The organism is Fructilactobacillus sp. X8R1C1 (genome assembly GCF_059900945.1).
On the sequence record NZ_JBWXVH010000003.1, the window covers coordinates 217,915 to 230,536 of the forward strand.

The 12,622-nt window shown below is 35.5% G+C and carries 14 protein-coding genes; 13 read left to right on the forward strand and 1 reads right to left on the reverse strand.

Annotated features, from left to right (window positions below):
- Positions 1 to 29: 29 nt before the first annotated feature.
- From AC6UD1_RS04380 to AC6UD1_RS04440, 13 genes are all read left to right on the forward strand, one after another.
- Positions 30 to 764, forward strand: a complete 735-nt coding sequence (locus AC6UD1_RS04380; protein ID WP_500707383.1) for a YebC/PmpR family DNA-binding transcriptional regulator — start codon at positions 30 to 32, stop codon at positions 762 to 764.
- Positions 765 to 844: 80 nt separating this feature from the next.
- On the forward strand, positions 845 to 1,816 hold the full coding sequence (gene comGA / locus AC6UD1_RS04385) for a competence type IV pilus ATPase ComGA (RefSeq protein WP_500699837.1): 972 nt from the start codon (positions 845 to 847) through the stop codon (positions 1,814 to 1,816).
- The gene (locus AC6UD1_RS04390) at positions 1,797 to 2,804 is read left to right on the forward strand and encodes a type II secretion system F family protein (RefSeq protein ID WP_500707389.1); all 1,008 of its coding nucleotides are present in this window, start codon (positions 1,797 to 1,799) and stop codon (positions 2,802 to 2,804) included. Before comGA ends, AC6UD1_RS04390 begins: the two co-directional genes overlap by 20 nt.
- Complete coding sequence (gene comGC / locus AC6UD1_RS04395) at positions 2,804 to 3,100, forward strand: competence type IV pilus major pilin ComGC (RefSeq protein ID WP_500696102.1); 297 nt, start codon at positions 2,804 to 2,806, stop codon at positions 3,098 to 3,100. Before AC6UD1_RS04390 ends, comGC begins: the two co-directional genes overlap by 1 nt.
- On the forward strand, positions 3,084 to 3,530 hold the full coding sequence (locus AC6UD1_RS04400) for a hypothetical protein (RefSeq protein ID WP_500699838.1): 447 nt from the start codon (positions 3,084 to 3,086) through the stop codon (positions 3,528 to 3,530). The genes comGC and AC6UD1_RS04400 overlap by 17 nt, the downstream gene beginning before the upstream one ends.
- Positions 3,531 to 3,676: 146 nt before the next feature.
- Positions 3,677 to 4,105 carry a competence type IV pilus minor pilin ComGF gene (locus AC6UD1_RS04405; RefSeq protein ID WP_500696103.1) on the forward strand — a complete coding sequence of 143 codons (429 nt, stop codon included), beginning with the start codon at positions 3,677 to 3,679 and terminating at the stop codon, positions 4,103 to 4,105.
- Positions 4,106 to 4,366: 261 nt separating this feature from the next.
- Positions 4,367 to 5,359, forward strand: a complete 993-nt coding sequence (locus AC6UD1_RS04410; protein WP_500701311.1) for a class I SAM-dependent methyltransferase — start codon at positions 4,367 to 4,369, stop codon at positions 5,357 to 5,359.
- Positions 5,360 to 5,380: 21 nt separating this feature from the next.
- A complete protein-coding gene (locus AC6UD1_RS04415) occupies positions 5,381 to 6,589 on the forward strand; it encodes an acetate/propionate family kinase (protein ID WP_500707384.1) in 1,209 nt (402 codons plus the stop codon).
- Between the two features lie 164 nt (positions 6,590 to 6,753).
- Positions 6,754 to 8,151, forward strand: a complete 1,398-nt coding sequence (locus AC6UD1_RS04420) for an amino acid permease (RefSeq protein ID WP_500696105.1) — start codon at positions 6,754 to 6,756, stop codon at positions 8,149 to 8,151.
- An 88-nt stretch (positions 8,152 to 8,239) separates the two neighbouring features.
- Positions 8,240 to 9,628: a bifunctional metallophosphatase/5'-nucleotidase gene (locus AC6UD1_RS04425; RefSeq protein WP_500701310.1), complete on the forward strand. Its 1,389-nt coding sequence runs from the start codon at positions 8,240 to 8,242 to the stop codon at positions 9,626 to 9,628.
- Between the two features lies 1 nt (position 9,629).
- The gene (locus AC6UD1_RS04430; protein ID WP_500696897.1) at positions 9,630 to 10,160 is read left to right on the forward strand and encodes a YutD family protein; all 531 of its coding nucleotides are present in this window, start codon (positions 9,630 to 9,632) and stop codon (positions 10,158 to 10,160) included.
- Positions 10,161 to 10,171: 11 nt separating this feature from the next.
- Complete coding sequence (locus AC6UD1_RS04435) at positions 10,172 to 10,957, forward strand: TIGR01457 family HAD-type hydrolase (RefSeq protein ID WP_500707385.1); 786 nt, start codon at positions 10,172 to 10,174, stop codon at positions 10,955 to 10,957.
- A 1-nt stretch (position 10,958) separates the two neighbouring features.
- On the forward strand, positions 10,959 to 11,585 hold the full coding sequence (locus tag AC6UD1_RS04440; RefSeq protein ID WP_500707386.1) for a TIGR01906 family membrane protein: 627 nt from the start codon (positions 10,959 to 10,961) through the stop codon (positions 11,583 to 11,585).
- 40 nt (positions 11,586 to 11,625) lie between these two features.
- Here the strand turns inward: AC6UD1_RS04440 and AC6UD1_RS04445 are convergent, their stop codons facing one another.
- The gene (locus AC6UD1_RS04445) at positions 11,626 to 12,279 is read right to left on the reverse strand and encodes a VTT domain-containing protein (RefSeq protein WP_500694417.1); all 654 of its coding nucleotides are present in this window, start codon (positions 12,277 to 12,279) and stop codon (positions 11,626 to 11,628) included.
- Positions 12,280 to 12,622: the final 343 nt, after the last annotated feature.

Here is a 12,622-nt window from a genome sequence, read left to right on the forward strand (position 1 = left end):
ATATGTTTAAAGAGAGAGGAGTTGTGATCATGTCAGGACATTCAAAGTGGCATAACATTCAAGGACGAAAGAACGCCCAAGATGCTAAGCGTGGAAAGATTTTCCAGAAGATCTCACGTAACTTATATCAAGCTGCAAAAGCTGGTGGAAGTGATCCCGAAGGAAATCCTCAATTAAGACTAGAAATGGAAAAAGCTCGTGAAGCAAACATGCCAAAAGATAACGTTCAACGAGCAATTGACAAGGCTTCAGGAGTTGGTGGAGCTAAATTTGAAGAAGTAACATATGAAGGTTATGGACCTGGTGGGACTGCCGTTATGGTTTCTGCTTTAACCGATAATAAAAACCGAACCGCTGCTGCTATTCGTTCAGCTTTCACTCATCATGGTGGTTCTCTTGGAACTGACGGATCGGTCTCATATATGTTTGACCGAAAGGGTCTTATTACGATTTCAAAGTCAGATACTGATGACGACGAGGATAGTATGTTGATGGCAGCGTTGGATGCTGGTGCTGATGATATGAAATCAACGGATGATGAGTATCAAATTCTTACTGATCCTGCTAGCATGGCTAATGTTCGTGATGCATTACAAGATGCAGGATACAAATTGGATGCCGAAGTTAAGTTGATTCCACAGAATACGACAGAAGTTCCTTCAGATAAAGTTGAACAGTACAGTGGTCTAATTGATGAATTAGAAGATAACGATGATGTTCAAGATGTTTATGAAGCTGCTGTATTACCTAATCAAGCTAAATAATTAAATTAGTTTATAAAAGATGCAATCTTTAATTAGATTGCATCTTTTTTTCGTATTTAGTTATGAAGGATGTGATTAAAGTGAAAGTGACACAATGGTTGAACAATATTATGGAATTTGCAGTTCAACGACAAGCTTCGGATGTTTTTATTTTACCTAAGGAAAAAGACTATTGTATCAAGGTTCATACGGCCGTTCGGACGATTCAAATTACGGATTTGAGCAAAGACATGGCTAAAAAAGTCATTTCATATTGTAAATATCAAAGTGGGATGTCGGTTACGGATAATCGCAGGCCCCAATTAGGATCGATGGACTATGTAATCAAAGGTCAAAAATTACGTTTACGATTATCATCGGTGGGTAATTTCAGTCAAGATGAATCAATGGTAATTAGGATTATCTATGACAGTAATCATGTCGATAGTGGCTTTTTTTATGCTGATCAAATTCAAAAGATCGAGTCCTCTTGTAAAAAACGTGGTTTACTTTTGTTTGCTGGTCCTACTGGTTCTGGTAAGACGACCACGATTTATCGAATCGTTAGAAGCATTAGTAAAAATCAGATCGTGATGACAATTGAAGATCCAGTTGAAATTTATGAAGAAAATTTTTTACAACTTGAGGTTAATGATCGGGCCCAAATGACTTACGCTGATTTACTTAAAGTGGGATTAAGACAACGTCCTGATGTTTTTATAATTGGTGAGATTCGTGATCATCAAACGGCCGAAGTGGCAATCTCGGCGGCTCTATCGGGACATTTAGTGCTAAGCACAGTTCATGCAAGGTCTCCTGAAGGAACAATTCAAAGATTGCTAGAGCTCGGGGTTGATTATGAAAGAATCAAATCAGCTTTGAATTTAGTGGTGTATCAACGATTAATACCAACCGTTTCAAAGAAGACTAAGACTCTTATGACTATTAAAGATAAATTTGGTGATCATGCGCTATTAAAAGACGATATGAATGATTGGAAGAATCGAATTGATGAGCTTTCGAGGAAAGGAATAATTAGTGAAAAAGTTAAAGATGAATACTATTACGGGTAAATGTGTTTCCCTTAAACAACAGTCATTCTTGTTCTCAACCTTGGGAGACCTTTTATTGATGGGATTTTCTATCCAACAAAGCTTGAAGTTTATTAAAGTGGTGTCAACAAAAAATCAGAAAATAGTTACTAGGATCATGCAAAGTTTGGAGGACGGGAATTCGCTGCCAGAATCGATGAGATTCTTTTTGAGTGAATCAATTTATTACCAATTAGAAATTGCCGATAAACATGGAGATTTGATTAATGAGATGAAAGAGGTCGGGGAGTTCTTAAAGTTAAGAATTGCTCAAAATGAAAAGATTAAGGGAGTTGTAATTTATCCAGCATTTTTGTTTGTGGTCTTGTTTAGTATTATTTTTGCAGTTAGGTTTGTGATCATGCCCCAAACTGCTGATTTAACCGGTAAATCAGCTTCTAATGGAAGCCATTTTATTCAATATGTCGTTTATGGATTAATATTCATGGCGCTTGTGGCGGGAATTTTTGGTTATCAAAGTTTTAAAAATAAAAAGTGTATTGATCGAATTAATTTGTTGGTAAAGATCCCATTACTTGGTTCATTGTTTAAGTCATATTACCAATATTTTGTGACCTCCAACTTTGCGCTAATGATCAAAGGAGGATTGGACTTAAAACAAGTTGTTTTTAGTTTATTAAAATTTGATCATCAGAGTCTTCTATATGATGTTGGGAAGACCATGCAAGATGGTTTTAACAATGGACTTAGTTTTGGAGCAAGTTTAGCTCATTATTCCTTTGTTTCTGAGGAAATGATTGTGTTTCTATCAAATGGAAGTACTCAGTCTGAATTAGCCCAAAATTTAAAAGCTTTAAGTCAGCTCAGCTTTAAAGACATGATCAAAAAGTCGAATTTACTGATTAAGTTAATCCAGCCGATTTCATTTGCGGTGATCGGCATCCTAATTGTGGGTGCTTACTTGCAGATGTTACTGCCAATGTATAACTCAATGAAAGGAATTTACTAATGAAGAGAAAAGGATTCACACTAATTGAAATGACAATTGTCTTATTCATTATCTCGCTACTGGTTCTAATTATTATTCCGAACTTAAGCAATCAAAAGGATCACGCCAAAAAAATTCATGGATCGGCGATGGTGTCGGTTATTCAAACTCAAATCGATGCTTATGAAGACGAAAAGCATGACGGAAATGTAACCATTAACAAGTTAGTTAGAAGCCATTATTTAACGAGTAAGCAGGCTAAACAAGCTCAAGTGGAAAGAGTGGTCGTAGTAAAAAATCATGCTGTTCAAAGATAATCAAGTGGGTTTTACGTTAGTGGAAAGTCTCCTCGTTTTGTTTTTAACATCCCTTATTTTAGGGATCACCTTGGTTGCCGGAAACTATTTGGGATTTTTTGAGGGTAAAGAGGAACGCTTTTTTCAAACTTTAGACTCAGGGTGGAACGACGCGTTACTAGAGTCACAGAATAGTCATCATTCAACGGACGTATTGTTTTATCCAGATGATGAAGTGGTGTTTGCTAAGTGCGGCAAATCGAAACAAAAAGATAAGATAATTAGGATGCCAAAGGGATTAAGCGTTAAAAGTTATCATGATATTGAGATCAAAAGTGATGGATACGTTAAACCGCAAACAATTCGATGGTATTCGCAAAACCAAAAGAAAACGATTTTACAAAAAATTCAACTTGGATGGGGTGCATATCATCTTGAGACTATTAAATAAAATTAGACTTGGATTTACGTTGATTGACTCTTTAGTTGGTCTAATTCTGATTTGTAGTGGTGTGATCTTTTATTTAAACGTTAATGATTTTGAATATCATTGCTTAAGAAAAAGTCAGTATGAAACACATCAGGTTAGGATGAATTATGAACGTGAATTACTTAAAAAATATAAATGATCGAGCCGGCTTTTCGTTGATTGAGTCCATTTGTTCACTTTTGTTGGTCTCGTTAGCATTTAGCTTGATTATGATTACTAGTCAATTAATTCAAAAGGAAAAGTGGAGTGATAATCAGGGAACCTTTTATCGTTATCTTGATGTGATTGAGTCACCTGATTATCAGTTTAAGATGATTAAAGTCACTAAAGATGCCATTAAATTAAAGAGTAAGAAGGAAAATAAGGAATATATAATGGAACATTATCATGACATGGTTCGATTGCGTGGAGTAAATGGTGGACATATTCCAATCATATTAAACGTTAGTAAGGCATCTTGGTCATTACATCATCATATATTAACTAGTCAAATTAGAATTAATGGGGTCAATTATGAAGCCAAAAGTCACCTGTAAGAGAAGCGGGAGTTTAACGTTAGTTGCAATTTTGTTTTTAACTTTTTTGTCTGGAATAGTTGTTTATCGTTACCAAAAGATTAATTTTCAAATTCAAAATAATCATATTCGAACCGCAAAATATCAAAGACTAACGAAAGAATTGAATAATTCTAATAGATAAATGAGAAATCTTGAATAATATGCGTGAATTCTGGTAATATTAACCCTAGATATATAAGAAGAGGGGTTGATATTCTGTCTGAGAAAGAATCAATATCATTGTTTCAAGTTTTTGATCAATCCAGTAAAGTCTTGAGTCAGGCGTTAGGTACTTCGTATCTAGACGCTTTCATCGAAACCGCCGATAATATGATTGATAACAATATCGTTCGGGTCGAGGATGGTATTCCGAAATCCAACGTTGTTGATGAACTGACTAAGTTGTATCAAACGGTTGACTATAAAAAGATGGATAATGAATCGATTAGACGTGCTATTCAAATGGTTATGATCAAAGCTACTAAAGAAGATAAGATTCAGGCAAATCATCAAATAACTCCTGATACAATCGCTTACATCATGGGATACATAGTTACGCGGATTTATGAACACAAGTCTAGCGTGAGCATCCTTGATCCAGCAGTTGGAACTGGGAATTTACTTACAGCGGTCATGAATCAGCTACACGATTCACTTCATGATACTGTTAAGGGATATGGAATCGATAATGATGATTCAATGATTTCAATTGCTAGTATTAGTTCTGAAATGCAAGATTTAGATGTTGAACTAATTCAGCAGGATAGTATTGAACATCTGTTGGTTCCTAAGGTTGATTTAGTTGTCTCTGATCTCCCAGTTGGTTATTATCCAATTGATGAAAAGACAAAAAGTTATGCGACGCGGTCACAATCTGGTCATTCATATGTTCATCATTTATTGATTGAGCAGTCAATGAATTACTTAAAGCCTGCTGGATTTGGAGTGTTCCTAGTTCCAAGCAATCTTTTTGAAACGAGTGAAGCAAAGGGACTTTTGAAGTGGTTTCAAGATTCGGTTTATTTACAGGGAGTACTGAATTTACCCCAAGAGTTGTTTGGGGATAAAAGTGCTCAAAAAGCCATTTTAATTTTGCAGAATCGTGGTGGAGATAGTCACCAAGTTCAAAAAGTGATGTTAGGAGAGTTTCCTTCGTTTAAGGATACGACTGCCTTTCAAAAGTTCATGGCTGAGATTGTTGATTGGGAAGAAAACGATTTATTGAAGAAATAGTTGAAATTAAGGAGATTACTCATGGGTAAGATTATTGCAATTAATGCTGGTAGTTCGACTTTAAAGTTTAAGTTGTTTAAAATGCCAGAAGAAGAAGTTCTTGGAGAAGGTTTAATTGAAAGGATTGGCTTACCAAAATCACATGTTGAAATTAAATATGATGATGGGAAGAAATTTGAGGAAACATTAGATGTTAAGGATCATGAACAAGCAATCCAAATTTTGTTAGATCAATTACTCGATCTTGATATTATCAACGACTATAACGAAATTACCGGAGTTGGACATCGAGTCGTTGCCGGGGGAGAATATTTTGATCAATCGGTAATCATTACTCCTGAAGTTCTCAAAAAGATCGAAAGTTTGGATGAATTGGCACCCCTGCATGAGCCAGCCAACGTTCTAGGAATTAAGGCATTTGAAAAGGTGCTTCCAAATGTGACTAGCGTTGCCGTCTTTGATACATCATTTCATCAAACCATCCCCGAGAAAAATTATCTGTACAGTCTTCCTTATGAGTACTACGAAAAATATACGGCTCGTAAATATGGATTCCACGGGATTAGTTATCGCTATGTCTCTCAAAGAGCAGCTGAGTTAATGGGTAAACCCGTAGAAGATTTAAAGATGATTATCATGCATTTAGGTGCGGGGGCTTCAATTTGTGCCGTTAAGAACGGTAAGTCCTATGACACATCGATGGGATTTACCCCAGTTACTGGTTTAACCATGGCTACGCGTTCAGGTGATGTTGATCCTTCTCTTTTGGCCTACGTTATGGAAAAAGAAGGAATGACAGATATCAACGATATGATTAAAGTCTTAAACACTAAGTCTGGATTACTTGGTATTTCGGGTGTCTCTGCTGATATGCGTGAGGTTGAGGCTGCTCAAAAGACTAATCATCGTGCTAGAATTGCCCGTCAAATCTATGTTAATCGAATTGTTAGATACATTGGATCCTACCTAGCTGAACTTGGTGGTGCTGATGCAATTGTGTTCACTGCTGGAGTTGGTGAAAATAGTATTACCGTTAGACAAGAAGTTACTGATCAATTGTCATACTTCGGGATTGGCGTTGATAAAGAAAAGAACAATGTGCGTGGGGTGGTTAGAGATTTGAGTGCTGATGGCTCAAAGATTAAAACCCTTTTGGTACCAACCAACGAAGAATTGATGATTGCCCTTGATGTTCAGCGACTTGAAAAGGAAAAGAATGCAAGTAAATAACCTAAAAGAAATCTTGGTAAATCCAAGATTTCTTTTTTATGTCATTGATTTAACCTTTTTTGAAATTTTGGTAGTTTTTCTTACAAAATATCTGTATAATTTCCATAAAAAGTAGCAAACAGCTTCACGTATCCGTGTATAATGTAGGCATACGTAAAGAAAGGATGTTTTTGTTGGAAAAAAATACAAATAATGAAAACCAAATGTCACGTGGACTTAAAAGTCGTCACGTTCAATTAATGGCACTAGGCGGGACCATTGGAACCGGATTGTTTTTAGGAGCTGGTCAATCAATTCATTTGGCTGGTCCATCCATTATCATTGCATATATAATTGCTGGAGTTGCTTGCTTTTTCTTAATGAGAGCACTTGGTGAATTACTACTTTCAAATACGAATAGTGTTTCGTTCATTGAATTTATTAATAAGTACCTAGGAGAAAGAACTGGTTTTGTGGCAGGCTGGACCTACTGGTTTTGCTGGATTGCCATTGCAATGGCAGAAGTAACCGCTGCTGGTCTATACATGAAGTTTTGGTTTCCTGACCTGCCACAGTGGGTAACTGCTGCCTTCTTAATTTTGATTTTATTCTTGTTGAACTCAATCACCGTGTCTGCTTTTGGTGAAACCGAATTCTGGTTTGCATTGATTAAAGTGGTGGCCATTGTGGCGTTAATCATTATTGGAATTGTTTTGGTTTTAATGCATTACAAGACAAGTGTTGGTTATGCACAGGTGTCTAATTTGTATTCTGATGGCTTTTTTGCCCATGGTGCATCGGGATTTGTCCTTTCTTTTCAAATGGTTCTTTTTAGTTTTGCAGGAATTGAAATGATTGGGATGACTGCTTCAGAGACCCAAGATCCTCAGAGAATCATTCCTAAATGTATTAATGAAGTCCCAACTAGAATCATTATTTTTTATGTTGGTTCGTTATTGGCTCTAATGTGTATTTTTCCTTGGCAGTACATTTCAGCAAATTCGAGTCCTTTTGTCCAAGTGTTTTCAAACATTGGAGTTAAGTCAGCAGCTGCTATTATTAATTTCGTGGTCTTGACCGCTGCAGCCTCTTCTTGTAATAGTGCTATTTTTACTACCGGTAGAATGTTATTTTCTCTAACCGACAAGAGCCAAAATAAATTTGCAAAGAAGCTTGGAACGCTTTCAAAAAGGCACATTCCTGCAAATGCAATTTTGTTTTCAACGATTGTGATTGCTATTTCAGTGTTGTTAAACATTTTGATGCCAGACGGTGTTTTTGAATTAGTTTCAAGTATCGCTACCACTTGTTTCTTGTTTGTTTGGTCTTTAATTGTTATTACACACTATGAATATCGCAAGTCACTTAACCAAGAACAGACAAACAAACTTACCTTCAAGATGCCATTTTTCCCATATTCTGACTTTTTCGTTGTTGGATTTATGGTCTTCGTTGCTTTTGTTTTAATTTTCAAAATGCAAACATTGATCGCATTAATTGGATCGGTTGTTTGGCTTCTTGTTCTATATGGATTTAAAGTTTTAAATGATAAAAGAAGAGAAAACAAAGAAGTCGATGATTAAAGTCATCGACTTTTTGATTATAGTTATTGATGGATGTTAAAATAGAAATTAGCGATAGTTACAGAAAACATTTTGAGGAAGTAATTTTATGGATGATAAAGTAGCAATTCTGCATACCAATGATCTTCATTCTCATTTTGAAAATTGGCCCAAGATCAGAAGGTTTATGAAACTAAGAACAAAACAATTGGAAAAGCAGGGTTATCGAGTGTTTAAAGTTGATGACGGTGACGCCATTGACCGATCAAACGCGCTGACTGATGCTACTTCTGGTAAGGCCAACATTGAATTGATGAATTCAGTTGGTTATGATGCTGCCACAATTGGAAATAATGAAGCACTAACAATGTCACATGACGAACTGGCGCATCTTTATGATGATGCCAATTTTCCCGTTGTTTTGGATAATGTGATTGATGAAAGAACTGGTCAACTTCCAAAATGGGCGATCCCGTATCGTGATTTTAAGCTAAAAAATGATGTTCGGGTCCGTTTTATGGGCTTAACGGCACCTTATCCCACGTACCAATACATGGATTGGAATTCACTTCCAATTAAAAGTACCATTGAGCGTTGTTTGAATGATTGGAAGGGGCAATATGACGTTCTGATTTTGCTTTCTCACTTAGGGATTAGCAATGATCGAAGAATTGCGAAAGCATTTCCTGACATCAATATTATCGTTGGGGGTCACACTCATCATTTGTTAGTTCATGGTGAAATGGTTAATCAAACCATGTTAACTGCAGCTGAGAAATGGGGCCACTACGTCGGTGAAATTACTTTTGACGTTAACGCTGAAAAAAGAGTAGAGAACGTTAAGGCACGTGTATATAAAACATCTGAAATGGAAACCGATGTGCAAGATGCAGAGGAGATTGAGCGTCTTGAAGATCGCGGTGAGAGAATTTTAGCAAGTAGTAAGGTTGCTGACATTCCTCATACAATGACAACGTCACTAACTGATGATAATGAACTGGTTGACTTGGGACTAAAGGCCATTGAAGCTAAAGCTGGGACGACTGCTGCCGTTTTGAACACGGGTTTGTTTTTAGGTGATTTAAAAAAGGGAATTGTTGACAAAAACGAACTCCATAAATTATTACCACATTCAATTCACGTTATGAAAAGTCAATTTTATGGTTATAACTTGTGGGAAATGATTATGGAAATGGAAAAGAACAAGGACTTTTTAGTTCGTTTTGAGCAAAAAGGAATGGGTTTTCGGGGAAAATATTTTGGAAGGCTCATTTATGATGGGATTCGATACGACACTAATAAAAAGCAGTTATTCTATCATAATCAACTAGTAGAACCCGATAAAAAATACACGATTGCTTTGATTGATCATTATAGTTTTATTCCGTTTTTCCCGGCGATTAGCATTGTGGGTAAAAATAACATTTTTTATGGTGAAACTTTGCGGGATGTTTTTGGTGATTATCTAGCAAAGAAGTTTCCGATCGAGGGGAAGTAAAATGGATCACAACGAAATTGAGAGTTTGATTGAAACAAGGAATGATGAGAGAGATTCCTTGGCTACTATTAAGCAGGTTGATGAAACAACTTTAAGCATTAATGGCCACGTGTACGTTCTTGAAGCTAATATTAGAAATGCTTTTGATTTAGGTGAATTTGCCAATAAATTTAATCCCATTTTGACACGTTTTGATTACATTGTTGGTGACTGGGGATATAATCAGTTACGGCTAAAAGGTTTTTATGCTGACTTTAGAAATGTTAGTAAAGGTTTACGTCATGCGGCAATTCCAGATTATATTATTGAGGATGCCAATTTTGGTTCTAATTACTTTGTCTTACACAATTTGGAAGCCGAAAAGGAAAAGAATCAAAGCCATAAAACTAGTAGAAAAAGACAACGTGCTGGTGGAAAAAATAGAAAAGCAGGAACTGCAAGCAAGCATAATGCTAATCAGACGTCAAATAATAATTTTAAATCAAAACATTTTAGAGATGGCAAGCGTGGCTTTACCATTAGACAGAAATAGGTGAAATCTTGATGAAGAGTTACAAGGGATATTTAATTGATTTGGATGGAACCGTTTATCAAGGAAAAAAGCGAATCCCAGCGGCTAAGCGTTTTATTGAGAGACTCCAGAAAAATTACATTCCTTTTTTATTTGTTACGAATAATTCAACCAAGACTCCAAGTGAGGTGGTCCATAATTTGGCACTTAATCACGATATTCATGTTACAAATGACAACGTTTATACTTCTGGGATGGCTACAGCTGCTTTTGTTAGTGAGGATGCGAAGTCGCATGAAAATAAAGTCAGAACGGCATACGTTATTGGAGAAAATGGATTAAAGGAATCCATGGAGAAAATGGGTTTCAATATTTTTACAGATAATCCAGAGTATGTAGTGGTTGGTCTTGATCGTGACTTGACGTATGAAAAATTAGCACGAGCAGTGCTGGGGATTGCCCACGGAGCTAAATTTGTTGGAACTAATCCAGATGCGAGAATTCCAAGCGAATATGGGATGCTGCCAAGTGCTGGTTCAATTATCGACTCAGTTCGGTATGCTTCAGGGGTTGAGCCGGTAATGATTGGCAAACCCAAGACCTTAATTGTTAGAAAAGCTTTAGATCAATTGAATTTAAGCCAAGCAGACGTAATCATGGTAGGCGATAATTATGACACTGATATTATGGCCGGCATTAACGATGGAGTAGATACTTTGCTGACTTATACTGGTGTGTCTACCAGAGAACAGGTAAAAAAGAAAGAAGTTCAACCTACTTATGAGGTAAATAGCTTAGATGAATGGAATACTTTATAGTTTGAAAGATTTAGTAGTATTTGTTTTAATACTACTTTTTTTAATAACATTTGCCGTTTTTTTTGTTATCAATGCTAGTTGGCTTTATTATGTTGCATTTTCCGTGTTGAATTTAACTAATCAATTTCATGTTTCAAGTGGATTATTAATGAGTAATTTTTATAAAATGATTGGTTTCATTCAGAATCCATTTGCGCCTAAATTAAGCTTGGACCAGTTTCCAATTTCGGCAAATGGAATGGTACATTTTAACAATGTAAGAGCGTTGGTATTAACTAATAATTTGGTATTGTTAATTGTATCCATGGTTTTACTTGTCATTATGATTCGTTTCCTTTACTTTAAGAAGTTATGGAAGTTTCAGTTGCTTTCAGAGATGACGATTTTATTTATAATTTTTTTTGGAGTCTTTTGTGTTTTGGATTTTCAAGATGTTTTTATTTATTTCCATGATGTTCTTTTTAGAAATCGGGATTGGGTTTTTACGTCAAAGAAAGATCCAATCATTAACGTATTGCCGAATCAGTATTTTTTAATGTGCTTTTTGTTGTTTTTTTTAATTATTCTTTTGGGATTATCTTTGATAATTTGGATTGGTAAAAGACAACTAAAAAAAGAGTCTGTCTAGAAGATTAAGATCTAATAGACAGGCTCTTTTTGTTTGAAACCTACTTCGATGTAGAAATCTTGCTTTTTAGATATCCAATTAAAGCTGGAATTAGTGAAATTACGATAATCAAAATGATTACTAGTGAAAAGTGTTCCTGAACGAACGGAATATTTCCGAAGAAATACCCAGCTCCACAACAAATCAGTACCCAACTGATACAAGCAATGAGGTTGTATTTAAGGAATTTTTTATAGCTGAAATCTGTGCCAGCGGCTACAAATGGGGCAAAGGTTCTGATAATTGGCATGAATCTAGCCAAAAAGATGGCAATTGCACCGTATTTATCGAAGAATTCACGTGCACGAGTTAGATCTTCTTCCTTGATAAATTTACCAAAAAAGTGGTGTTCAGTTAGTGCGTTTCCAACTTTTCTTCCAATAAAGAAGTTAAGGGAGTCTCCACCGGCAGATGCTAAGAAGAAGATAATGATGAATATCCAGATACTAAGATGATAATTGGAGTTAGCAGATAGGGCAGCGGCTGCAAATAAAAGTGAATCTCCAGGAAGGAAAGGTAAAATGACCGCTCCAGTTTCAATAAATATGATTGCAAATAAGATTAAGTATGTCCAATCGCCAAACATGTTTACGATCGTGATTAAGTGATGATCAATGTGTAATATAAAGTCAATTAAAAATTTAAAAAAATCCATGTTTTTCCTCTTTTTATATAAGTCATTAACTATTTAAGTGTATCAATAAAATGAGGATTTTTGAATTTAATTTTTTCTTATTTAAATTAATTTGGGTTTATTTAAAAAAAGTATTGACGTTAACTGTGATAGATAGTATAGTATTAGTTGTCGTCAAGTGCGGCATATCAATTTGGTTAAAATTAGTCAAACTTTTCTATTGACAATAAATTAACCACATGGTATATTATTATATGCGGCGTTGAGGTACAATAAGACGACGTTGCGTCAGAGTAGATCTTTGAAAACTGAACAAGATTTTGATTACAAGTGTAAGGTAATTTTAAGTTGTAGAACTTAAAAT

What these genes read in the sequence shown, in the direction of transcription:
- AC6UD1_RS04380 (WP_500707383.1), top strand. Translation starts at nt 30, where the DNA reads ATGTCAGGACATTCAAAGTGGCATAACATTCAAGGACGAAAGAACGCC.
- AC6UD1_RS04390 (WP_500707389.1), top strand. Translation starts at nt 1,797, where the DNA reads ATGAATACTATTACGGGTAAATGTGTTTCCCTTAAACAACAGTCATTC.
- comGC (WP_500696102.1), top strand. Translation starts at nt 2,804, where the DNA reads ATGAAGAGAAAAGGATTCACACTAATTGAAATGACAATTGTCTTATTC.
- AC6UD1_RS04400 (WP_500699838.1), top strand. Translation starts at nt 3,084, where the DNA reads ATGCTGTTCAAAGATAATCAAGTGGGTTTTACGTTAGTGGAAAGTCTC.
- AC6UD1_RS04405 (WP_500696103.1), top strand. Translation starts at nt 3,677, where the DNA reads ATGAACGTGAATTACTTAAAAAATATAAATGATCGAGCCGGCTTTTCG.
- AC6UD1_RS04415 (WP_500707384.1), top strand. Translation starts at nt 5,381, where the DNA reads ATGGGTAAGATTATTGCAATTAATGCTGGTAGTTCGACTTTAAAGTTT.
- AC6UD1_RS04420 (WP_500696105.1), top strand. Translation starts at nt 6,754, where the DNA reads ATGTTTTTGTTGGAAAAAAATACAAATAATGAAAACCAAATGTCACGT.
- AC6UD1_RS04425 (WP_500701310.1), top strand. Translation starts at nt 8,240, where the DNA reads ATGGATGATAAAGTAGCAATTCTGCATACCAATGATCTTCATTCTCAT.
- AC6UD1_RS04430 (WP_500696897.1), top strand. Translation starts at nt 9,630, where the DNA reads ATGGATCACAACGAAATTGAGAGTTTGATTGAAACAAGGAATGATGAG.
- AC6UD1_RS04435 (WP_500707385.1), top strand. Translation starts at nt 10,172, where the DNA reads ATGAAGAGTTACAAGGGATATTTAATTGATTTGGATGGAACCGTTTAT.
- AC6UD1_RS04445 (WP_500694417.1), bottom strand. Translation starts at nt 12,279, where the DNA reads ATGGATTTTTTTAAATTTTTAATTGACTTTATATTACACATTGATCAT.